This window comes from Saccharicrinis aurantiacus (assembly GCF_947489045.1).
GTDB lineage: Bacteria > Bacteroidota > Bacteroidia > Bacteroidales > Marinilabiliaceae > Saccharicrinis > Saccharicrinis aurantiacus.
In genome coordinates this window covers 1-23,754 of record NZ_CANLCN010000031.1, presented here as the reverse complement: position 1 = coordinate 23,754, position 23,754 = coordinate 1, and the positions used below count along the sequence as shown (strand labels likewise).

24 protein-coding genes and 1 tRNA gene are annotated in these 23,754 nt (G+C 33.1%); 15 read left to right on the top strand and 10 right to left on the bottom strand.

Going from position 1 to position 23,754, the window contains the following annotated elements:
- Positions 1-60 precede the first annotated feature (60 nt).
- From QMO11_RS21055 to QMO11_RS21040, 4 genes are read left to right on the top strand one after another with little or no spacing between them, the layout of a single operon-like run.
- Positions 61-672: a YIP1 family protein gene (locus QMO11_RS21055; RefSeq protein WP_282039849.1), complete on the top strand. Its 612-nt coding sequence runs from the start codon at positions 61-63 to the stop codon at positions 670-672.
- A gap of 10 nt (positions 673-682) precedes the next feature.
- Positions 683-1,138, top strand: coding sequence for an SsrA-binding protein SmpB (gene smpB / locus QMO11_RS21050; RefSeq protein ID WP_075601990.1), 456 nt, complete (start codon positions 683-685; stop codon positions 1,136-1,138).
- Between the two features lie 36 nt (positions 1,139-1,174).
- A complete protein-coding gene (locus QMO11_RS21045) occupies positions 1,175-1,795 on the top strand; it encodes an RNA polymerase sigma factor (protein WP_282039847.1) in 621 nt (206 codons plus the stop codon).
- A gap of 5 nt (positions 1,796-1,800) precedes the next feature.
- Complete coding sequence (locus QMO11_RS21040; RefSeq protein WP_282039846.1) at positions 1,801-3,273, top strand: outer membrane beta-barrel protein; 1,473 nt, start codon at positions 1,801-1,803, stop codon at positions 3,271-3,273.
- Between the two features lie 2 nt (positions 3,274-3,275).
- Here QMO11_RS21040 and QMO11_RS21035 read toward each other — a convergent pair whose 3' ends face one another.
- The 6 genes from QMO11_RS21035 to tsaD all read right to left on the bottom strand — a co-directional run bounded on the left by QMO11_RS21035 (position 3,276) and on the right by tsaD (position 8,171).
- Complete coding sequence (locus QMO11_RS21035; protein ID WP_282039844.1) at positions 3,276-5,060, bottom strand: ABC transporter ATP-binding protein; 1,785 nt, start codon at positions 5,058-5,060, stop codon at positions 3,276-3,278.
- Between the two features lie 56 nt (positions 5,061-5,116).
- Complete coding sequence (locus QMO11_RS21030) at positions 5,117-5,578, bottom strand: S24/S26 family peptidase (protein ID WP_282039842.1); 462 nt, start codon at positions 5,576-5,578, stop codon at positions 5,117-5,119.
- Positions 5,575-6,474, bottom strand: a complete 900-nt coding sequence (locus QMO11_RS21025; protein ID WP_282039840.1) for a hypothetical protein — start codon at positions 6,472-6,474, stop codon at positions 5,575-5,577. The genes QMO11_RS21030 and QMO11_RS21025 overlap by 4 nt, the downstream gene beginning before the upstream one ends.
- 12 nt (positions 6,475-6,486) lie before the next feature.
- Positions 6,487-6,723: a hypothetical protein gene (locus QMO11_RS21020; protein ID WP_282039839.1), complete on the bottom strand. Its 237-nt coding sequence runs from the start codon at positions 6,721-6,723 to the stop codon at positions 6,487-6,489.
- 24 nt (positions 6,724-6,747) lie between these two features.
- A complete protein-coding gene (locus QMO11_RS21015) occupies positions 6,748-7,038 on the bottom strand; it encodes a PqqD family protein (protein WP_282039837.1) in 291 nt (96 codons plus the stop codon).
- 113 nt (positions 7,039-7,151) lie between these two features.
- The gene (gene tsaD, locus QMO11_RS21010) at positions 7,152-8,171 is read right to left on the bottom strand and encodes a tRNA (adenosine(37)-N6)-threonylcarbamoyltransferase complex transferase subunit TsaD (protein ID WP_282039835.1); all 1,020 of its coding nucleotides are present in this window, start codon (positions 8,169-8,171) and stop codon (positions 7,152-7,154) included.
- Positions 8,172-8,371: 200 nt separating this feature from the next.
- On the opposite strand from tsaD, the gene QMO11_RS21005 reads away from it, so the two are divergent.
- The 6 genes from QMO11_RS21005 (at position 8,372) to QMO11_RS20980 (ending at position 15,959) form a co-directional block, all read left to right on the top strand.
- Complete coding sequence (locus QMO11_RS21005; protein WP_282039833.1) at positions 8,372-12,781, top strand: translocation/assembly module TamB domain-containing protein; 4,410 nt, start codon at positions 8,372-8,374, stop codon at positions 12,779-12,781.
- A gap of 84 nt (positions 12,782-12,865) precedes the next feature.
- Entirely contained in the window at positions 12,866-13,558 is a 693-nt protein-coding gene (locus QMO11_RS21000) for a MotA/TolQ/ExbB proton channel family protein (RefSeq protein ID WP_075601997.1), read from the top strand.
- 63 nt (positions 13,559-13,621) lie between these two features.
- Positions 13,622-13,960: an ExbD/TolR family protein gene (locus tag QMO11_RS20995; protein ID WP_425595559.1), complete on the top strand. Its 339-nt coding sequence runs from the start codon at positions 13,622-13,624 to the stop codon at positions 13,958-13,960.
- 34 nt (positions 13,961-13,994) lie between these two features.
- The gene (locus QMO11_RS20990) at positions 13,995-14,390 is read left to right on the top strand and encodes an ExbD/TolR family protein (RefSeq protein WP_282039829.1); all 396 of its coding nucleotides are present in this window, start codon (positions 13,995-13,997) and stop codon (positions 14,388-14,390) included.
- A gap of 8 nt (positions 14,391-14,398) precedes the next feature.
- Complete coding sequence (locus tag QMO11_RS20985; RefSeq protein WP_282039827.1) at positions 14,399-15,340, top strand: cell envelope integrity TolA family protein; 942 nt, start codon at positions 14,399-14,401, stop codon at positions 15,338-15,340.
- A gap of 100 nt (positions 15,341-15,440) precedes the next feature.
- A complete protein-coding gene (locus tag QMO11_RS20980) occupies positions 15,441-15,959 on the top strand; it encodes an outer membrane protein (protein WP_282039825.1) in 519 nt (172 codons plus the stop codon).
- Positions 15,960-15,994: 35 nt separating this feature from the next.
- Here the strand turns inward: QMO11_RS20980 and QMO11_RS20975 are convergent, their stop codons facing one another.
- The 4 genes from QMO11_RS20975 to bcp all read right to left on the bottom strand — a co-directional run bounded on the left by QMO11_RS20975 (position 15,995) and on the right by bcp (position 18,887).
- Positions 15,995-16,378: an avidin-fold protein gene (locus QMO11_RS20975; RefSeq protein ID WP_282039824.1), complete on the bottom strand. Its 384-nt coding sequence runs from the start codon at positions 16,376-16,378 to the stop codon at positions 15,995-15,997.
- Positions 16,379-16,441: 63 nt separating this feature from the next.
- Positions 16,442-17,329, bottom strand: coding sequence for an EamA family transporter RarD (gene rarD / locus QMO11_RS20970; protein WP_282039822.1), 888 nt, complete (start codon positions 17,327-17,329; stop codon positions 16,442-16,444).
- A gap of 61 nt (positions 17,330-17,390) precedes the next feature.
- On the bottom strand, positions 17,391-18,398 hold the full coding sequence (gene recA, locus QMO11_RS20965) for a recombinase RecA (protein WP_282039821.1): 1,008 nt from the start codon (positions 18,396-18,398) through the stop codon (positions 17,391-17,393).
- Between the two features lie 21 nt (positions 18,399-18,419).
- Positions 18,420-18,887 (bottom strand): thioredoxin-dependent thiol peroxidase, encoded by a 468-nt coding sequence (gene bcp / locus QMO11_RS20960; RefSeq protein ID WP_075602005.1) that lies wholly within the window; start codon positions 18,885-18,887, stop codon positions 18,420-18,422.
- A 171-nt stretch (positions 18,888-19,058) separates the two neighbouring features.
- Here bcp and QMO11_RS20955 point away from each other — a divergent pair, with 171 nt between their 5' ends.
- The 5 genes from QMO11_RS20955 to QMO11_RS20935 all read left to right on the top strand — a co-directional run bounded on the left by QMO11_RS20955 (position 19,059) and on the right by QMO11_RS20935 (position 23,659).
- Positions 19,059-21,500 (top strand): SPOR domain-containing protein, encoded by a 2,442-nt coding sequence (locus tag QMO11_RS20955; RefSeq protein ID WP_282039820.1) that lies wholly within the window; start codon positions 19,059-19,061, stop codon positions 21,498-21,500.
- An 81-nt stretch (positions 21,501-21,581) separates the two neighbouring features.
- Positions 21,582-21,860, top strand: coding sequence for an ATP-dependent Clp protease adaptor ClpS (locus QMO11_RS20950; RefSeq protein ID WP_075602007.1), 279 nt, complete (start codon positions 21,582-21,584; stop codon positions 21,858-21,860).
- Positions 21,857-22,324, top strand: a complete 468-nt coding sequence (locus tag QMO11_RS20945; RefSeq protein ID WP_282039818.1) for an NfeD family protein — start codon at positions 21,857-21,859, stop codon at positions 22,322-22,324. The genes QMO11_RS20950 and QMO11_RS20945 overlap by 4 nt, the downstream gene beginning before the upstream one ends.
- Before the next feature lie 6 nt (positions 22,325-22,330).
- Positions 22,331-23,311: a flotillin-like protein FloA gene (floA, locus tag QMO11_RS20940; protein WP_075602009.1), complete on the top strand. Its 981-nt coding sequence runs from the start codon at positions 22,331-22,333 to the stop codon at positions 23,309-23,311.
- 259 nt (positions 23,312-23,570) lie between these two features.
- Positions 23,571-23,659: transfer RNA gene (locus QMO11_RS20935), tRNA-Ser, on the top strand.
- Positions 23,660-23,754: the final 95 nt, after the last annotated feature.

Genomic DNA, 23,754 nt, shown 5'->3' with positions numbered 1-23,754 from the left:
GCACCACAAAACTAGATAAATGAGCGAACATTTGCTTATGCATTGGAGAATTTTTAATTAATGAATGATAAAGTTAAACAAGAATCACTAACTCAAAGGTACCAACATTTATTTGTTAGGAGCATCAACTTAATAGTGAAACCTAAGAAAGAGTGGGCTGTAGTGTTGCACGAGAAGAATGACTCGAATGCTATTTTAAGTACATTTGTGCTGCCTTACGTGTTTTTAGCAACTATTATTACTTTTGTCAAGTATTTAGTGATATACAGCAATCTTGAGTTTGGAGAAGCAATTAAGCAATCTTTAGCAATTTTTTCATCTTTGTTTTTCACATATATCATTGGATATCAAATTTTGATACGTGCCTTACCTGGATTTTTAAATGGAAAAATTAGTAAATCATCGTTGAATAGAATATCGGCAAGTTTAATAGCTTACTCTTCTTTGTGTGTTTTTATTTATCAGGTTTTAATATTATTGATGCCAGATTTATCGATATTGGCAGTTATTCTACTTTATTCAATTTATTTAATTTGGATTGGTTTATCTGAGTTTGATAATTTTAAGCAAAAAGATTTTAAAGTAGTAGTAACAATTATAATAAGTGGTATTGTATTAATTATGCCATTTTTTTTATCAAAAGTTATTGTACAAATGAGTGCAGGAATTTAACACGTTTGTAATGAGTAAACAAAAAATAAATATAAGAAATAAAAAAGCCTATTTTGACTACGAAATAATTGAAAAATATGTCGCAGGGGTTCAATTATCAGGTACTGAAATAAAGTCGCTTCGTCTTGGTAAAGCAAGTTTGGTAGATGCTTATTCGTACTTTGTAAATGGTGAGCTTTGGGTTAAAGGTTTTAATATTTCAGAATACTTTTATGGCACTTATAATAATCATATGCCCTTAAGGGAGCGTAAATTATTGTTACATAAAAAAGAATTGCAAAAATTAAATAGAAAAACAAAAGAGTCTGGTTTAACCATTATTCCTTTACAAGTATTTATTACAGATAAGGGTTGGGCTAAAGTAGAAATAGGCTTAGCAAAAGGTAAAAAGTCTCATGATAAACGTGAAACTTTAAAGCTTAAAGATGCTAAGCGCGAAATGGACAGAACAAAGAAAATATATTAAATAATACGCAACCTTTGTGTTTATAATACATCTTTTATGGTAACAAGCGTTGTTACCATAATGATTGTTTTAGATGTAAAACATAATGGTATCAATGTTTTTGGGGTGGATAAACTAGACAATATTATTAAACAATGCAGAAAGAATAAGCCTGCTGCGCAAAAGGAGCTTTATCAGCTTTTTTCGCCTAGGTTGTTCGGTGTGTGTTTGCAATATTGTAAGGATAGAACTGAAGCAGAAGACAATCTTCAAGAAGGATTTATTAAGATCTTTAGTAATATTAAACAGTTTAATTTCCAAGGTTCATTTGAAGGATGGATGAGAAGGATTATGGTGAACACAATAATAGCTTCTTTCCGAAAAAAGAACCCGGTTTATTTTACCGATAATATTGAGGATTTTGAAAGGGATTATAAAGAAGAGCAAGTTGAGGAAAGTAAAGTTAAGCTTCCTGACTTATTGAAATTAATTGAAGAGTTGCCCCCTAAGTATAAATTAGTATTTAATTTATATGCTTTAGAGGGTTACACGCATAGTGAAATATCAGAGATATTAAGTATTAGTGAAGGAACATCTAAATCAAACCTATCTAGAGCAAGAAAATTATTAAAAGATAAATTGAATAAGGCAAATGTGGCTGAAATTCAAACCGCATAAGTAATATGAATAAAGATATCGACAATATATTTAAAGATGGACTCCAAGGTCATACCGAGGAGCCACCTGCGTTTATATGGGATTCTATCAATAGTGAGTTAGGTACTGCACGTGCTAATAATAATCGTATTGTAATGTGGCGCAGTCTTGCTGCAGCCGCATTTATTGGTGTTATTTTCTTAAGTGGTTTGTTGTTTAAAGGTATTGATGATAATTTAAATTCAAATGAGGTTATTGGATACAATCATTCAAATAATGAAAAAGTAGAGAAAGAAAAAATAGTTAAGGAGGCTGCCGTAATTTCTTCAGATGAACCTAAAACGGAGGAAAAGCAAATTGAATCAATCACAAAAGTAGTTGTGCCAACAAAGACCTTTTTATCAGAACAATCTGAATTTAGCGACTCTAGAAAAAGTAATGAAAATAAAGCTAAGACAAGGAATGCTCAAGATAACGAGAAACCTAATTTATCTTATGAGCAAGAATTTATTGTAGAAACTCAAATAGAGGAGACTGAAGTTGATTCAAGTCCTGTTATTCTTGATGATAGTAGTAATGAACAAACCTCAAGCTCTGAAGAATTGAACGAATCATTACCAATTATTTATTCTGAAGGCTCTCAAGTTATTTTAGCTCAAAATAATCAGAAAAAAGAATACGAACCGTTTCCAGGTAAACCCTCAGTATATAATCCAACTAAGAGTAAATCAAAGTACGTAATAACATTAGGTGGGCAAGTTGCACCTGGTTATTCTGATAAGGAAGTTTCAGGGGCTTCAAACACTGCAAGTAAAGAATCAGGAATTGTTACAATTTCTGGTGGGCTTAATGTAAATGTGAAAGCAAAGAGTAGGTGGAGTATTGAAACAGGGGCCTATTATACCCAGTCAGGACAAAAATTTTCTAATGAAGTATATGGTGATGATAGATCTTTATTCATGAGAGCTAATAGAGCTAAAGTGACTGAAAAAGAAACTGAGGTGCCATTAAATAATTCTCTAGGGAAAATAAATCTTAAGAATGTTCCTATTTTTGGTGAGGATAATTATGGTAAAATGCCATCTCTTCCTAACGTGAGTAATCCAGAATTAGGAAGTCCAAATAATACTGTTGGAATGATTGATATTCAGCAGGAATTAGATTTTATAGAAGTGCCTTTGTTGGTTCGTTATCACTTAATAGATAGTAAGGTTAATTTGTCTCTTGCCGGAGGTATGAGTACAAATTTTTTAGTTGATAACAATGTATACTATCTAGAAGGGGGTAATAAAACCTGGATTGGAGAAACAGAACAAATCAATAATGTTAATTATAGTGCAGTGTTTGGTTTGGGCCTTCAAGCTCCAATTTGGAAAACGCTTCAGTTTAATTTAGAGCCACGATTGAAGTATTTTATGAATTCTGTATCAAGTGATACTTCAACAGATTATAAACCTTATTCTATCGGGTTGTTTACTGGCGTTAGTTATAGGTTTTAGGTTTATTTAATGCTACGTTGTGTAGCATTTGCCATTTCATAAAAAACACCTTTATTGGCCATTAGTTCTTTTGGACTGCCAATTTCAGCAATTTCGTTATTATCAATTACAACAACTCTATCTGCTAGGTTTATAGTTGATAATCGATGACTCACAATTAATGCAGTTCTTCCTTTAGTGATTTTGTCAAAATTTTCAATCATCTGAGCTTCTGTAAAGGCATCCATCGAACTTGTTGGTTCATCTAAAATAATTAACTGGGCATTATTATAGAATGAACGCGCGAGGGCCATTCTTTGCCATTCACCCATACTCAACATTTCACTGTCTTTAAATAAAGTGCCGAGTTTAGTGTCAAAACCTTGGGGTAACTTTTCTAGAGTCTCTTTTATACCAGCCTTTTCAGCATTCAACTTAATGTCTTCCTCATTCATCTCTTTATTGACATCACCAAACCAAATATTTTCCTTGGCTGTTGTATTATAAAGCATGAAATCTTGAAATATTACGCTAATATTTTGAGAAATGGACTCGTTATTTATATCAGATAAATTAATATCATCAATGAGAATTTGCCCAGAACTAGGTTTGTATAATCCACATAAGAGTTTAATTAAGGTTGTTTTGCCAGCGCCATTTGCCCCAACTAAGGCTATGGTTTCTTCTTTATTTATGTTTAAATTAAAATTGTTAAATACCTTACGTTTACTGTTTGGGTATTTAAAACTTAAGTTTTCTATTAAAATACCCTTCTGAATAGTTTTTGGAAAACTAATATTCGTATTGGGTTTTGTGTTTGGATGTTTGTAATCCATAAATTCAAATAAGTTCTTTAAGAAATTACCATCATCAAGGAGGGCTGTGATATTTCCTAGAAGTTCTTGAAGAATTCCGAAGCCTCTATATAAAGCTAGCAGATACATTACCATAGTGCCCTGTGAGACATTTCCATTGATGGCTTCCTTTGTTACAAAACCAAATACTAAGAATAGCGATACGGATGCAAATATCTGTAAGAATATCTCATGGCTTGTTTTCCTGCGTAATAAGTTTAATTGGTCGTTCCTTAACTCATCTTTTAGGTTCTCATATTGGTTCTTAAAAAGCCAGCTTAAGTTAAAAATACGAAGTTCTTTTGCATACTCTTTACCTGTTAATAGCCTGTTGTAGTATCCTACAACTCTTTCTTTTTCGGTTTGATTATTCTTTAGGCTAAATAGTTGTTTCGAATAATTTAATCTGAGTATAACTATTGGGAGTGATGTGATTATAAGTGTAATTATAGCAAACCAATGCAGCGAGCTTAATAGTCCAGCAATTAATAAAAGGGTAATGCAGTTTTGCAGAATCTTAATAAAACCATAATATATTCGGGAGGGTCGAATTGTTGATTCATTTATAGCCCTGTGAAATATATTTTGGAAGTTTACATTTTCAAAAGAACTGTAGCTAAAAGTGGTTGTATGAGAATGAATGATATTTTGGATATAATCGTTTATTGAATAGGAATGTTTTTGGTTTATTAGCGAGCCAATAGACGTTAATATGGCATTGAGTATAAATAAAAAGCCAGTAATGAAGAGTGTAATATATAAAGTAAAGTCTTCGTTATTATTGTTTTGAATTGATGTAGCAATTTCATCAACCAATAATTTAATAATATATATAAGGCAAACAGGTAAAAATCCTTTGATTAAAATAACAAAGGCGTTTATAATAGACCATTTTCTTGAGCTTTGCCAAACTATTTTTAGGGAACGGAATATGTGTTTAATTTTATCCTTCAATTGTTTAAAATTACTTGTTAGATGATAATTAGCAATGTAAAGATAAAAATATGAATTTAATAGGGGGAGTTTTTGAGTTTATACCAAATACGGGCTAGGTAATAGGTGAAGTAACCTAATATTGGTGTAGTTATAACTATCAGCTGTTTAATAAAAATAGAGTGTCGTATCTTTAATACCTTACCATTTCGTTTGTGTAGAATGCTAATGGCTAGTAGTTTGTCTCTGTTAATTATTTTGTCAAAATTAATTAAGCCATCACCTTTTGTAAGGTATTGGCCTTTAGTGTGGTCAAATTTTATTAGTCTGTGAAATACAATTCTTTTTTGTCTCTCAAAGAATACCACATCTCCTTTTTTTAGATTATTAAAATCTATAGGTATAACCTTAACAACATCGCCCGGTAAATAGCAGGGGAACATACTTAAGCCATGTACAGGAATTTCGACAGAAACCCCATCTGCAATCATTTCTTTTATTGCTTCTAGTAATAGTTGTTTTTTGTGTTGGGTGTTCAATCTCCTAATTCTTTAATTAGTTTAACAATGTCACCGTCGGGCTTGAAGCCTACCTCATACACCTTTATTTTATTGATAATGGATTCAACTATATCTAAATGATTCTGAATCATATCTTGCTCATAAAACTGCTGAATAAAATTACTCAGTACTTTAGTAAATGCATGTACTCCACTTAAGGGTTTTATATAGTTATTAGGGTGTTGTTTTAATATAAATATTTTTGTTAGTGTGCTTTCTATAGGCTTTTGGGTATAGTATGGCATAGGTGTATTATAGACTTTTATATGATCCCCTATACTTCTTATTGCGAGTCTATCGTCATTTATGACTGTATGGCCGGCTTGGTGCCATAATCTTGCCATGGTTGATTTGCCAATGCCTGATACTCCGGTAAATGCATATGCTTCATCATTATTGATAATGCACGATGCATGTATTAGTACTCCATTGTTCCAGTGCAATAGATATAAACTTAATAGGGCACCAAAAGGGTGAGAGTATGGGTCGATTAGGAGTTTATCGTGAGAGGTACCTTTCACATAAGCATTTATTATATTACTATTATTATTTTTAATAGCAACTATCTCATCTATTGAAGGATGATTCTCATAACATATTTTTATGGCAACTGATTCGTTATTTTTATAGATGTGCCATTCATACTTCAGAAATTCTTCTGTAGTTAAGTTACCAGTAAATACTCTTTGAAAGGATGTTAAATTATAGGTGATTTTTGAATATTGGTAGTTTAGATTATAATCAGAATTTTGATTAGCAAAATCTTTAGAATAAGCGTAAGCAGAACAATTTAAATCAAGTTGGATAAATTTGCTTTTAGTTGATATTAAAATTTTAATACCTGAAATGTTTAGGTATAAATTGGTATTATTCATAGCACAAAGCTACTAATAAGATACAGAATTCCCTCCAAAAGGATTGTTTTCTGTTGATGGAGTGCTTGTATTTAATGGATTATTATCAAGAGAGGAAGTGCTACCCGTTTTTAGAAAAGGGTTAGTGCCAGGAGGAGTATAGTCACCAGGAGGTTGAGTCATCATTACCATTGAAATCTCTTGATCAACAATAATCTCGTCCATTGAAGGTGAGTTATAATATTTTTTATTTTTATTCTCTCTTTTCATAATTGGTTTAATGCACTCCTAATGTTATAAAATAACACCTTTACTTATGGCATGACTGATAAACTGCTCCATGTCATTTTGGGCAATCATCGCATTTACCTCATACTCCTCAGTTAATGCTGATAAAATATCACTAACTGAATTTTTGTTATTAATCTTACTGTAAATAAAGGTCCCCACCTCATTAAGAGTAAAAACTTTATTCATATCTGCAATGTTATCGGAAATGGGCACTAAAACAGTTTCATTTCCAATTTGCTTTTCAACAAAGTCAATACTCTTTTTATAAACTACGTTTAGGTTAATTTTGTTCATAATACCGCTCAAAAGTATAAAAAAAGCAATTTTACGCCTGTTATAAATAGTTAATTTAAAATTGACTTTGATTAAATATCATTATAGCTTAGCTAATTGTAGATTTTTGTAGACTAAAAAACAACTCTTGAAAATGGAGCTGCATCATGGCTAATGAAATCTTTGTTACAATATTTGTAATAGCCAGTTACGGCTATCATAGCTGCGTTGTCGGTGGTGTACGCAAACTTTGGTATAAAGGTTTCCCAATTTTGTATTTTTGCTAGTTTTTGTAAGTTGTCTCTTAGACCTGAGTTCGCTGAAACTCCACCAGCTAGGGCAATTTGTTTAATATTCAAGTCTTTTGCTGCTAGTTTCAGTTTGATTAAAAGAATATCAATTATGGTAGCTTGTAATGAGGCGCACAAATCGTTCTTATTTTCTTCAATGAAGTTTTCATTCTCTTTTAGTTGATCTCTCAGGAAATATAAAAAAGAGGTTTTTAATCCACTAAAACTATAGTCGTAGCCTTTGATGCGTGGCTTAGAGAACTCGAAAGCATTAGGATTTCCATCTTTTGCTAACTTATCAATTAATGGGCCTCCAGGATATGGCAAACCCATTACTTTGGCACATTTATCAAATGCTTCACCCGCTGCGTCATCAATTGTTTGTCCTACTACTTCCATTTCGGTATGGCTTTTAACCAAAACAATTTGACTATTTCCTCCTGAAACCAATAGGCATAAAAAAGGGAAAGATGGATGTTTTATATCGTTATCTGGTTCATTTATAAAATGAGCCATTATATGAGCATGTAAATGGTTTACATCAATGAGTGGAATGTTATTTGCCAAAGCAAATCCTTTCGCAAAGGAAGTGCCTACTAATAAAGATCCCATTAGTCCAGGACCTCTTGTAAATGCAATGGCATCAATTTTCTCAGGTTTAACATTAGCTTCTTTTAACGCTTTGTCTACTACAGGTATAATATTTTGCTGATGCGCTCTTGAAGCTAACTCTGGCACAACGCCACCGTATGCCATATGAACATCTTGATTTGCTACCTTATTTGATAACACAGTGTCATCTTTAAAAACTGAAGCTGATGTATCATCGCAGGAAGATTCTATTCCAAGTATATAAATGCTCATTTTATTTCGAATGTTTTATTTATTAATAGAGATTATACAATATCCTTAATAAATAGTTTACTGCTTTTAGCTTAATGTTTGTGGAATAAAACTGAGCTAAAAACGTTTTTTGATTACTTTTGCAATTAAAGCACAAAAATATTAAAAAATCCGTTAAAATATTATCTATCGCAATATTAGGTTTGTTGATACTTCCTGTATTGTTGAGTCTCGTTATTCTGATACCAAGCGTTCAGAATTATGTAGGTAATTCTATTACTAAAACTTTATCAAATGACTGGGGCACTGAAGTAAGTTTCTCAACCATTTATTTTAAGCCAATAAAGAACATTGAAATCAATGATCTCCTAGTAAAAGATGTAAATAATGACACTCTTTTATATGTAAAACGATTTGAAGCTCCTATAAATAGCTTTAGTATTAAAGGTAAACGGATTAACTTTGGTAATGTAAGTGTAAGTAGTTTGCAGTCTCATATTGTAAAGCAAAAGAATAAAAGTAATTTTGAATTTCTACTTGATTCTTTAGGTAAAAATAGCTCTGGTGATTTTGACTGGAAGTTTACGCTTCAAACAATAAAAATAAAAAGGAGTAAGCTCCGGTATATCAATTACGATGCAGATAGTATAAGTTTAAAGTTTAATCCTAACAACTTTACGATCGACAATTTTAACGCAACAATTAGTAACATTAAAACTGTTGACGATTCTCTTTCGTTAAGGATTGATAAATTTTCATTTATAGAACATCAGGGTATTGCTATTAATGAATTGAAGTGCTCTGTTGGTTATGGAAAAAATGGATTAGGTTTTGAAGATTTATCTTTAAAATCGAGAAATACTTTTTTAGCAATTGATTATTTTAAACTGAAATATGATACTATTATTGATTTAAATGATTATTGGGATGGGCCACAGTTTTCTTTAAAAATTAAATCTTTACAAAGTACATCAAAGGATATTAAACAGTTTATACCTAAATCACCAGTTTTTAAGAATGTAATTAACCTGAGTGGTAAGTTTAGAGGGACTCTAAATGATTTTAAAGGGAGTGCGGTTTCGCTCAGTTTTGGCACAGGAACGAGTGTGAAAACCAATTTCCAAGTTCGAGATTTATCGAATATTGAAGATGCCTATATTTATCTAAACATTAAAGATCTCAGTACAACCCCAAATGATATAATTAAACTGATTTACTTAAATAGTAAAAACCAGAATTTGTCTATTGGTAATACCATTAATAAAATTGGCGATGTTAAATTTAAGGGGAAAATTTCAGGGTTTCTAAATGATCTGGTAGCCTATGGTAACTTTCAAACAGAATTAGGTGACTTAAGTACTGATATTGGTGTGAAAACTACGGCTGATGGTAAAATTATTTATGCGGGATTATTAGATACCAAACAATTTAAAATTGGCGAATTATTCAATTCAGAAGAGAATTTAAATAAGGTCTCATTGGCATTGTCAGTTAATGGGTATAGAACAAACGATATGCAATATCGTGCTTTGGTTGATGGTAAAATTGATTCGATAGATATTAGAGGATACAATTACGAGCATGTTCAGTTAAAAGGTTACCTATCCAATAAAAAGTTTAATGGAAATGTTATTTTAAAAGACCCGAATATTGATTTAGAGTTTGATGGTCAAGTTGATTTTACAAAGGATTTACCTGAGTTTGATTTTGTTGCCGATGTGAATAATATAAAGCCGAATCAACTTCATTTTTTTCCTAAGTTAAACGATAGTGAAATCGGATTTAAAGTTAATGCAAAACTGTTAGGACAAAGTTTAAATACCATCAATGGTAATGTTTTAATACATGATGGTCATTTGTCTGCTTTGGATAAGCAGTATCAATTGGATAGTTTAAATGTCAGTTTTAACGACTTAGATAGTACGCATAATATCACGATAACATCAGATATAATTAATGGGTATTTTAATGGTAGATATGAAGTTGCGACTTTGTCCAATCAGGTACATTACTATTTACACAAATCGTTGCCCTCTATTTTTAGAAAAAATGAACTTAGCGAGATTTCTGGTAATAATATAGATTTTAAACTTGTTGCAACAGATGTTAATCCTTTACTATCTATTATAAGTCCGTCAGTTAAAATTGCTAAAGGCTCATTTTTACAGGGGAATTTGAATTCAGATAAACAAACTATCCAAATTAATGCCAACTCAAAATCAATTACCTATGACAATGTTGAGGCGGATAAGTTAAACATGGAGCTTAATGTAAATGGGGGTAATATTAAAAACTCAATATCCGTTAATGCTTTTAATATTGGTTCTTTAGTATCTTTCAACAATTTTAATACTAACCAAGAAGCATTTTCAGATAGTTTATTACTCAATATAAATTGGGATGACAAGAAGGAAAAGGAAAATTATAAAGGCGATTTAAACATTGTAACCAAGTTTAATAAATCTAATGAAAGGTTATTTACTCAGTTAAATATTGAACCATCATCTTACGTTATAAGTGATTCTTTATGGACTATTCAGCAATCTCGTATCAATATAGTTCCTAATGGAATGCATATAAATGCCCTGCGCATATATAATGCTCGACAGGAACTGAATATGAATGGTTCTTTATCAGATAAAAACGCGGATCTAGAAGTAAATATACAGAACTTTGATTTGGAGAATGTTATGAGTCTTAGAGCTCTAAATAAAGTACATATAGCGGGCTTGCTTAATGCAAACTTAAAGTTTGAAGAGAATTATTTAAATCCGGTAATATCAAGTGATGTTAGAATTGATAGCCTTGATGTTAATAACGAATTAATCGGCGATTTTTTTGCAGAATCAGTCTATGATCGACAGGAAGAAGAGGTTAAGATAAGTACAGAAATAAAAAAAGGGAATAGAGAAATTCTTGTTGGAGGAGGGTTTTTTAAACCTAAAAGTAAGGAATATGATTTCGATTTTAAGCTAGATAGTTTACCTGTAGGGTTTTTAGAAATTTATCTAAATAAGGTCATGCAAAACATAAATGGTACTAGCTCTGGTAATGTTGGTTTACGGAAAACTGATACGGGAATTGGGCTTGAAGGTAAAGTTGCCTTAAATCATGTCAATTTTAGCGTAGACCTAATTAAATGTTCATTCTTTGTTGATGATTCAATAACTCTGAAACCAAAGCAAATAATTTTTGATAACGAAGTTACTGATATCAATAATAAAAAAGGAGCTTTAAAAGGGGTGATTGATCATACAAACTTTAAGGATATGCATTACGATTTATCAGTTAATGCTAATAATATGCTTCTGCTAAATACGCGTGAGTTGGATAATGAAATGTATTATGGAACGGTATATGGTTCTGGTGCTTTATCGGTTACTGGTACTACTTATAACATGGAAATTGACATAAAAGCCCGAAATGAAAAAAACTCGCGCTTGTATATACCATTGAATAATCGATCTGCATCTTTAAATAATAATTTTATTCAATTTTATAATCCCAATATAGATTCTAGCGAGGTTGCTATTGAGGAAGAGGAATATGTTGCTGAACGGAATAATTACGAACTGAATATGGAAATGGAAATAACTCCAGAAGCTCAGGTTCAAGTTATATTCGATCCTAATGTGGGCGACCTTCTAAAATCAAATGGAAAAGCGGATTTGCAAATACAAATGAATAGGGACAAAGAAATATTCTTCTTTGGCCAATACACAGCCTCTAGCGGAGAGTATTTCTTTTCATTAGAGAATGTAATTAATAAAAAATTCGACATTAATAATGGAGGTACTATCACATGGCAGGGCGACCCGTATGAAGCCATTATTGACTTAACTGCAACTTATAAAATTAAAACCAGTATAGCACCTTTAATTCAAACGGGTGTATATGGTTCTGAAGAGTTAACTGGAGAAGCCTCGAGGAGAGTGCCGATTCATTGTGACTTGATATTAGAAGATCAATTAACCAGACCTGCAGTTAGCTTTGAGATAAATGCCCCAACTTTAACTCAAACCAATCAAAATTTAATTCAGGATGCTATTAGCACCGAAGAAGAATTAAACCGCCAGATATTATCGTTATTGGTTTTAAACAAGTTCTACACTCCTGAATATAATGCAAATTCTGGAGGCCAAAACCAAGGAGTTGGTAATGCAGTTAGTGCTAATGCTTCTGAGGTTTTATCAAGTCAATTAAGTAGTTTGTTATCTCAAATTAGTAAAGATGTGGATATTGGAGTCGCTTATCGTCCTGAGGATAACATTTCTCGTGAGGAGATTGAAGTAGCCTTATCTACTCAAATACTTAACGATAGAGTTACCATAAATGGTAATGTTGAATATGGTAAGTATAGCGAAAACTCAGCTCCTGTTCAGCAAAATGCAAGTAACATTGTAGGTGATTTCGATATGGATATCAAACTTAATAAAAAGGGCAGTCTTAGAGCCAAGGTGTATACTCGGAGCAACGATGATTTTAGTTACGATAGCTCGCCAACAACACAGGGTGTCGGTTTATCTTATCAAGAAGACTTTAATACTTTTGGAGAGTTATTTCAGAAATATTGGAAGATATTTACAGGAAAAGGTAAAAGTGAAGATGAGATTAAATTAGAGGATGAGTAACTTCATCGCTAACTTAAAGAGTTTTAATGTTGCTGATATGCTATTTTTTATATTTTTGCTATTCGAAACTAATTATCAAAAATCATGAGCTTGTTACTTTTTATACAATCGGCAGTAACCGAAGGATCAGAAATTGCAGCCGAAGTTGCTGAAAATGAAATCAACTACATTGATATGGCTATAAAAGGAGGTTGGATTATGATACCTCTATTGTTATTATCATTTGTAGCAGTTTATATATTCTTCGAAAGGTATTTTGCTATAAAAAAAGCCGCTACCGAAGATTTAAGCTTCATGAACAAAATTAAAGATTACATATTGGAGGGTAAATTAGATTCGGCATTAAGCCTTTGCGAGCAAGTTGATAACCCTGTAAGCAGAATGATAGCAAAAGGAATCAGCCGCATTGGCCGGCCTTTGCAAGATGTGAATACTGCTATTGAGAATGTAGGTAACCTCGAAATTTCTCGATTAGAAAAAGGTCTACCAACTTTAGCAACTGTTGCAGGTGGAGCGCCAATGATTGGCTTTTTAGGTACAGTAATAGGTATGATTAAAGCCTTTTTTGATATGGCCAGTGCAGGTAGTAATATTGATGTAGGAGTATTGTCGTCAGGTATTTATACTGCGATGGTTACTACTGTAGCCGGTTTGGTTGTTGGTATCATAGCTTATTTTGCCTATAACTTTTTAGTAGCTCGTGTAGAAAAAGTAGTGTTTACACTTGAGGCTAGAACCATGGAGTTTATGGATTTATTAAACGAACCAGCAGCATAGTTTATTTGTATTATGGCCTTAAAGCGCAGATCTAAAATAAGTACTAGCTTCAGCATGAGTAGCATGACTGATATTGTATTTCTATTGTTGATATTCTTTATGATAACATCAACAATGGTGCACCCTAATGCCATAAAATTACTGATACCAAAACAAGCATCGAAAAAAGTTATTGTTGATGAATTTGTAAATATCCGAGTTTCACCGGTAGGTAATTATTATTACAATAATAAGAGGGTAACTCAATCTTCACTAGAAAAAGCGATTATAGAAATATCAAATTCGCCCAATAAAACGTTTATAAAGTTAAGAACGGATAGAGGCGCTTCTACAGGTGCTACAGCGCCAATACTTGATGTTGCAGAATCTTATGGTGTTAAAGTAGTTTTGGATATACGATAGTTAGAACTTTTAAAGTAAAAAAATAGCATACACGATGGCTTTAAAGCGAAGAAGTAAAGTAGATTCAGGTTTTAGTATGAGTAGCATGACCGATATTGTGTTTTTGTTACTGATATTTTTTATGATTACTTCTACACTCGTAACGCCTCCAGCCAATAAAGATTTAGTATTACCTAAAAGCGATCATCAAGTTTCTGCCAAGCCAAACACGACAATATCTGTAAATAAAGATCAGCAATATTTTTTAGCAGGAGAACCCATTCCTTTTTGGAAGATTGAACGAACGCTAAAGGAAATTATGGCTAACGAACCTGAAACCTATATTGCTTTGCATGTAGATGAATCAGTTCCTTTTTCGATCGTGGGGAAAGTAAGAGATATTGCTATTCGTAATAAGTATAAACTTATTTTAGCAACACAACCTAAGTAAGATTAATTATGGAAAAGAAATATAATAAACAAGGAGTTATAGGTTCTGTAATTTTTCATGCCATAATATTGTTAATCTTAATTTTCTTTGGCCTGAAAGCTTTGCCAAATGAAGAGGAGGGTATATTAGTGAACTTAGGTAATGTGCAAACCGGACAGGGTAAGATAGAGCCTCCCAAAGCCTCTACAACACCATCAACGCCTCCTGTTCAAAAAACAACACCGCCACCAAAGCCAGTTGAGGAATCAAGCTCTAAATCGGAGGAGAATGTTAAAACGCAAGATTTTGAAGAAGCTCCTGTGGTAAAAACAAAGGCTCAATTACAGAAAGAAAAAGAAGAAAAGAAAAAGCGCGAGGAAGAGAAAGCCAAGCAGAAGAGAAAGGAAGAAGAAGATCGTAAAAAGAGACTTGAAGAAGAGCGTATTGCCAACGAAAAAGCAATAGCTGAAGCAAAGGCGGTTGAAGAAAAACGATTAAAAGAAGAGGCGGAGCGTAAAAAAAGAGAGGAAGAACAAAGAATAAAAGATGAAGCCCGAAATAATGTGGGTTCTGCTTTTGGTAAATCAAATAGTACCAGTGTATCAGAAGGCGATGCTGGAGGTTCCGGAAATCAAGGTTATGTTACTGGCGATCCTAATTCAACGAATAGAACAGGTAGTGGTTTAGGGAATTCAGGCAACGGGGCCGACTTAACAGGAAGGTCTCTTGTTGGAGGTTTACCACAACCTGAATATAATATACAAGAACAAGGTGTTGTTGTAATCTCGATTAAAGTTAATAGAAGTGGGATTGTAACTTCTGCAGAATACGAGTTTAATGGGTCAAGCACCCAAAATCAAACGCTTATAGCAGCAGCCAAGAAAGCAGCAATGAAGGCAAAGTTTAATCGAGATTCTAGTGCAGCTATGGAGCAAAAAGGGACTATACGGTATACCTTTGAATTAAATTAATTAATGTTGGTCTGAATTTATCCTGTCAATTTCTACAAATGTGTATTATCCGATAATGTCTATTGGGCTTTACTTGGGTATAAAATAATGTGATTTTATAATGAGAAAATTTTATCTGTTAGTGGTGATGTTTATGGTTGTGAATGGAGTTTCTGCACAATCATTTGATGAGAGCAAATTACGTGTAGGGGGAGGTTTGGTATACTGTAGTAATGTATCCAACTTAGGGCTGCAATTTAATGGGGTTTATCAGTTTACTAATGAGTGGGAAGGTGCCATAGGCTATAGCCATATATTTGAGAACAATAATTTGAGTTATAATATACTCGAGTTTGATGCACACTATATATTTCACGAACAGGATTCGCGACTAAATTTTTATGGTATAGGTGGTTTGGCATTTACCTTTGTAAAGTATGATTATCCAATATATATAAAACCGGGAGAAGATATTATTCAAACTAATTATACTAACTCAACAACAAAGGTGGGTATCAATTTAGGTGTTGGATGTAATTATAAATTAGCCGATAATTTGAATTTAGCATCAGAATTTCGATATACAAGCTCTGATGGTTCCTATGTAAGACTTGGAGCAAGTATTCAGTATATGTTTTAGGGAGTAAATCTAATATTCAATTGTCACAGCTTTACTTAAAAGCCTGTGGCAATTTTAAGGTAGTTGGCTTTATCATCATCATTAACTTCTTCAAGTATCGATTGGCCTTTTGCAAAGGTTCTGCTAGTCCAACTCCAGTTTTCAATTATTCTGATTTTGCCATCTATCATTTTCTGAATCTGCGAATGGCATACACCTGTTAATAATTCATTTTTTGAATTAACATGGTGGTACTGCATATTTAATTCCCCATTAGAATCAATAATTCCGCTTAAAAAGCCCGTCTTTATTGGGCCTCCAAAGTACTTTGCGCTTACTTTATTGCCTTTTTGGAGGTAATGGAAGAAAGTTTGATTATTTGTATCTCCGTGCGTTGAATTCTCAACAGTAATAAAAACTTTGTTGTTTAGATTAATCATTTTAAATAGGTTAGATTAAAGAATCGGATGCTAATATATTGATTTATATTATGTATATAAAAATTATTTTTCAGATTTTGGCTTATCATTGACTAAAGAAGCTACATATAGGACTATCGCGAGCCAAATAATTCCAAACGCGAGGGCTTCATTTAAGTTAAAAGGTTCATCATATATATAAATACCAATAAGTAGCATTATTGTTGGGGCAGTATATTGAAAGAAACCAACCGAAATTAAGTTGATTTTTTTAGCTCCTTTCATAAACCAATACAAAGGTAAAATAGTTATGATTCCTGTACCTATAAGCATTAATAACGATTGAATATCGGTATTAAGCATGTGGTTTGAACCATTGTTAAATAAATAGATTTGGTAACCAAGAGCTATCGGCAAAAGCGCAGTAGTTTCAAAGGCTAATGAGGGTAATGTATCAACAGTAGTAGTTTTCTTTATAAGTCCATAAATACCAAAAGAAAATGCTAGTAATAAGGATATAAAAGGAGGTTTACCTGCTTGTACGGCTAAAAATAAAACGGCCGTAACTGCCAAAACAAGGGCAACGGTTTTTGTTGGAGATAATTTTTCCTTCAAAAAAACAATGCCTAAAAATATATTAACCAAAGGAGTAATATAATAACCTAAACTGGCTTCAACTATTCTGTTGGCATTTACAGCATATATAAAAACGCCCCAATTAATACCTATTAAAACTGACGATATAAGTAGGGTATACCTATCTTTCTTATTTTTCCAAATTGTAAGTATGTTATCCTTTTGAAAAAAGAAGGTGATAACACTAAGTATGATGAATGACCAGATCACTCTGTGTGAAAGTAATTCCCAACTAGGAATATGCTTAAGAGTTTTCCAATATATGGCGAGTACACCCCACATCGCAAATGCCTGAAAAACGTATAGATATCCTCTTAATGAGCTTTTTTTGTTCATTTATTATAGGGTATAAAAAAACCGGGATATACCCGGTTTAGTATATTTATTTTAGCTAAAGTTATTTAGCATTCTTTGCTTCAATAATTTTTTGCTCTAACTCTTCCATTAGTTCAGGGTTGTCAGCAATTACATTTTTAACAGCTTCTCTACCTTGCCCTAATTTTGTTTCGCCATAGCTAAACCATGAGCCACTCTTTTTAATTATTTCTAGGTCAACTCCTAAATCAAGAATCTCACCTACTTTAGAAATTCCTTTTCCATACATGATATCAAACTCAGCTTTTTGGAATGGAGGAGCTACCTTGTTCTTAACAACCTTCACTCTTGTGTGGTTACCAACAACATCTTCACCATCTTTAATTTGTGCAGCTCGTCTGATATCTAACCTTAACGAAGCGTAAAACTTAAGTGCGTTACCTCCTGTTGTGGTTTCAGGGTTACCAAACATAACACCAATTTTTTCTCTTAATTGGTTAATGAATACGCAACAAGTACCTGTTTTATTAATGCTTGAAGTAAGTTTACGTAATGCCTGACTCATTAAACGAGCTTGTAGTCCCATTCTTGAATCTCCCATTTCACCTTCAATCTCAGCTTTTGGAGTTAAAGCAGCAACCGAGTCAATAATGATAATATCAATGGCAGAAGATCTAATTAACTGGTCGGCAATTTCTAAAGCTTGCTCACCATTATCCGGTTGAGAAATTAATAAGTTGTCAATATCAACTCCTAATTTTTCAGCATAAAATCGATCAAAAGCATGCTCTGCATCAATAAAAGCGGCAATACCTCCGGCTTTTTGAGCCTCAGCAATCGCGTGTATTGCTAAGGTAGTTTTACCCGATGATTCTGGTCCATATATCTCAATTACTCTACCTTTAGGAAAACCACCTACTCCCAAGGCCATATCAAGCGATAAAGACCCAGTTGAAATAACAGGGATGTCTTCAACATTTTCATCGCCTAATTTCATTATTGTTCCTTTACCATAAGATTTGTCAATCTTATCCATGGTAAGTTGCAATGCTTTTAATTTTTCCTTGTTAATTTCTTGTTTATCTGCCATTTTTATGCTTTGAAATGATATTTAAATAAGGTTTAATTCTTTGTAAATCTGATTGGTGTGATCTTTTGTTTTTACTTTTTCAATAATTTTTTCGATGATGCCATCTTCATTAATGATAAAAGTTTTTCTGATAACACCCATGTATTCTCTGCCATACATTTTCTTTAAGCCCCAAGCATTGTATTGCTCAAGAATTACTTTCTCGGTATCTGCAATTAAGTTGAATTGGAAGTCAAATTTAGCAATAAACTTCAGGTGCGAAGCTGCACTATCTGGGCTTACTCCAACTACCTCGAAACCTTTACTGGTTAAATCAGCATAATTGTCATTTAAATTACACGATTCAGCAGTACAGCCAGGGGTGTTATCCTTAGGGTAGAAGTATAAAATTACTTTTTTACCCGTAAAATCAGCTAACGAAATTTCTTTCCCATCTTGGTTTAATCCTTGAAAATTAGGTGCTTTATCACCTTCTTTTAATATGCTCATCTTGTTTTTATTATTGGTTACAAATATATTCTTTAAAAAACGATATTGGCCTTACTTGGTTCAAAATTATTTTGTGTTGGCTAATTCCGTTTACAATAGCGAGTTTCTTTTACTATTACTTCTATTGTTTAGCTTATATTTTTACTTTTGACAAAAAATATATTGTCAACAATGATTAAAGTGAAAAACATTTATACGAAGAGTTTACTTTTCGCAATCATAATATTTGGCGTTGGAACTTCAATCCTAAATGCTCAACAAAAAACATACACATCAAAAGAAGCCTTAAAAATATTCAATTCAGGTAATTATATTGAGGCGGAGGAAGCCTATTCTTATCTTTTAAATCAGACTCCTCGCGATGCCAGTTATAATTTTTACATGGGCATATGTCAGCTAAACAATAAGAGCGATATTTCAGGAGCCATAAAAAAGCTGAATTACGCAAGGGTAAAAAAAGTTAGTCGTAATGTATATTATTATTTAGGAAAAGCACAGCGTGCAAACTTCCGATTTGATGAGGCCATACGCAACTTTTCGATGTATCTTAAATATGCTTCTAAATCAGATAAGCGAGTAGAGGAAACTAAAAACCTAATAGAGGAGTGTAGAACCGCACAGCGATTATCAGCAAAAATATATGAGCTTTCTGTTTTAGATAAAAGCATATCTCATAAAGATAGTATTTTGGAGTTGTATTATCCATCTCCAGATGTGGGTAGTGTTATGTTGAATCAGGAGTTTTTTGACTCTGGTGTAAAACCAAATGTTACCTTGTTTTTAACGGAACGAAAGGATATTGTTTATTTTACTTCAGAATCTGAAACGGATAGTTTGGATATTTTTAAAATGGAAAAACTAATTGATGGGTGGGGTAGTAAAACAGACCTGAAAAACCCTGTTAATACAGAGTTTAATGATGCGTATCCTTTTATTGAAACTGATGGTGTAACATTATATTTTGCTTCTGATCGTCCTGGAGGTTTTGGAGGTTATGATATTTATAAAACCTATTTTGATGTTGAAACACAAAGTTACGTGGAACCAATAAACTTGGGTGTACCGTTTAATTCTTCAGAAGACGATTTTTTATTTGTAGCTGATGAATTTAATGGTGTAGCATGGTTTGCATCCAACAGAGAAACGAATGGTGATGATGTAATGGTGTACTCCGTTAAGTGGGATGGCTCACAAGTACGTAATATGGCACAAGATGCCAACCAAATATCTGTTGCCGGACAACTATTGCTTGCAGGTGAGCAAGAAGAAAATAGTAATGTAGGTTTTACGTATAGCGAAAAGAAGAAACGAGTTAGCGTTAAGACCGAATTTGAGTTTGCGATTAACGATACACTAACGTATTTAAATTTTGAGGACTTCTTAAGCGATGAAGCTTTAGCTTTGTTTAGAGAGAGTTATAAGAAGCAATTGGAGAAGGATGAATTATCTGCTTTAATGACTGCTAAAAGAAAAGAATATGCCGTTACCAATTCGGCAGAAGAACAAAATGCCCTTGTTAATGAAATTATTAAACTTGAAACTGAAGTATATAATATTGACGACTTCATAAAGGAGCAAAATATTAAAGTACGCTATATAGAACTACAAGAAATTAAGAAACAGATTTCTAATGGTACCTATCAGCCAAATTCATCAAGTCAACCAAGTGGAAGTGTTGAAGAAGCTTTAACGGTTCCTGCAAAATATAATTATTTAGTATCTGATGAGTTCGAACAGCAAGCACTGAAGTTGAACGATATGTACGTATCCTTATTCTCGGCATCTGATATTGAGGAGCTAAAAATGGCTGATTCATTATATGTTTGGGCAAGCCTTTTACATATGGAGGCTTCAAATATTCTTGAAGAATCAGCTAGTGCGGAAGAAGAACGAACGATTCAGGTTAGTAATATCCTAAAGAAAGATGCAGTGCAAGAAACTTCAGAAAGTGGGGAGCTGATACAAGAGTCTAAATTTTTAGCAACACTATCTACTAAATTATATCATAAGTCTTTCGATAAAAAATATCCAATTTATTGGTTAAAGCTGAATGGGATTATTGAAAATGAAGGAAATAGTCAGGCAGAAGTGGTTGGATTTGCATCAAAAGGAAATGCATATTTTAATGAGGCCAATAATATTCTTTCAAAGGCTGGGGGCGTAACTATCGAGGAATATCAAAAAGTTGCCGCTATAAAAAAAGCTGGGGTTGAAAGTCAAGAAAAGGCATTGATAACTTATGCTCAAAATAATAGCAAAGTTATTGAACAACAAGAAGAGCCTAAGGGTAGTATACAAAAATCGTATAGCGAATTGCAAAAAGGAGATGAAGCCATCCAAAAAGCTCAGGTTGTTAAAGATAAACCACTTGTAGATAAGGGTGAATATAGAATTCAGATTGGCGTTTTTAGAAATTCGCCAAATGCTGATTCTCTTGCAAAAATACCACCTATCACAACATTAGAAATAGAAGGTAAAGATCTTACCAAATATATGGCTGGTCACTATAATAGTATTGAAGAAGCAACCAATGCAATTGAGAGTATTGAAGCAGCCGGTTTTAATGGTGCTTATGTAGTATTTGTTAAGGATGGTGTAGTATCTAAACCTTAATTAAGAAATCATTAATTATTTATAAGCTATATCGGTTCATTTCAATTAAAAAGAATTATTTTGTAGCGTTAATATATTCAAATGGAACCATTCAACGACGAAGAAAAACAAGAACCTGTTATGGGGGATACCAATCAAAATGCTTTATTACTAATCAATGATGATGTAAATAGCTTTGATGACGTAATTGATGCTTTATGTGAAGTATGTGATCATAACATAGAACAAGCAGAACAGTGTGCTTTAATAGTGCATAATAAAGGCGAATACAGAGTAATGTCTGGTTCATTAGATGAATTGATATCTATAAAACATACGCTCGAATCAAAGAACCTTAATGTAAAAATAGAAGCACTATGACAACCTTAATGATTGTACTCCTAATCCTATTAGGGTTATTTTTATTGATACTAGAATTTTTCGTTTTCCCAGGTGTATCATTTGCTGGTATTGGAGGCGTTTTATTTATTGGAGTTGGTGTTTTTTTAGGATACAAGGAATTTGGTACTGTTGGAGGATACATTGTACTTTCAGCTACATTAATAGCAAGTATTTTGGTTGTTGTTGGCGCATTGCGTTCTGGAACGTGGAATAAAATGATGCTAACTTCTTCAGTGGAAGGTACAGTTGAAAATAAACAAGAACTAGATATTAATATTGGTGATGAAGCGCAAGCAATTACTCGACTAAACCCAACGGGTAAAGCAATGGTTAATAATAATATTATTGAAGCCCACTGCCCAGGTCATTTTATCGACGAGAACACTACCTTAATTGTAACTAAGATTTTTAAGACCCATATAATTGTTAAACCAAAAAAATAAAAGAGAATGGAAGGCATTGGATTTATAGGCATGTTGGCAGGAATAGTTGTCCTGTTTTTCTTGTTTTTATATTATGTACCTGTAATGTTATGGTTTTCAGCCATAGTTTCTGGGGTTAAAATTTCATTGGTACAACTGGTACTGATGAGAATACGTAAAGTACCACCGTCAATTATTGTGAGTGCACTTATCGAAGCACATAAGGCAGATATTAAAGAAGTAGATGCAGAACAGTTGGAGACGCACTTCTTGGCAGGAGGACACGTTACAAGTGTTGTTCATGCATTAGTATCGGCAGCGAAGGCCAATATTGATTTATCATTTCAAATGGCAACAGCTATTGACTTGGCTGGTCGTGATGTATTCGAAGCTGTACAAATGTCTGTTAACCCTAAGGTAATTGATACACCTCCTGTAGCCGCAGTTGCTAAAGATGGTATTCAGTTAATTGCTAAGGCAAGAGTTACCGTAAGAGCTAGTATTAAGCAATTAGTTGGTGGTGCCGGTGAAGAAACTGTTTTGGCACGTGTAGGTGAGGGTATTGTATCTTCAATTGGTTCATCAGCATCTCATAAAGCTGTTTTAGAGAATCCAGATTCGATTTCTAAAGTGGTTTTAGAAAAAGGTTTAGATGCCGGTACAGCATTTGAAATATTATCTATTGATATTGCAGATGTTGATATAGGTAAAAATATTGGTGCTGTATTACAAATAGATCAAGCTGAAGCGGATAAAAATATCGCGCAAGCGAAAGCAGAGGAACGTAGAGCTATGGCTGTTGCCGAAGAGCAAGAAATGAAGGCAAAAGCACAGGAAGCTAGGGCAAAAGTAATTGAGGCTGAGGCTGAGGTTCCATTAGCAATGGCAGAGTCGTTTAGAAGCGGTAATTTAGGTATTATGGATTACTATAAGATGAAGAATATTGAAGCGGATACTTCAATGAGAGATTCAATTTCTAAATCTTCTCCTGATAAGCCAAAAAAGTAAAATAGCGAATTAGAATAGTTGATGGGTCTGCAATATTTGTAGACCCATTTTTTTTTAATAATAATTTAAAATTCTTAATCTTTATTTGTTATTGATATGTAATATCTTAGCCTATTTGGGGCTAATTTAGCTTAGAAAAAAGTTGATTTTTTTTACACAAGGGTATTGCAGGCTTAAAACATTTATCTATATTTGCACCCGCAATAACGAAATAAGTATTGCAAACAGGGTCTGAAAAGTTAGACTTTATAAGACACCAGGAGAGGTGGGTGAGTGGCTGAAACCACATGTTTGCTAAACATGCGTACTGGGAAACTGGTACCGGGGGTTCGAATCCCCCTCTCTCCGCTTTTTTCTAATGAAGATTTTTCGGGGTGTAGCGCAGTCCGGTTAGCGCACCTGGTTTGGGACCAGGGGGTCGGGAGTTCGAATCTCTCCACCCC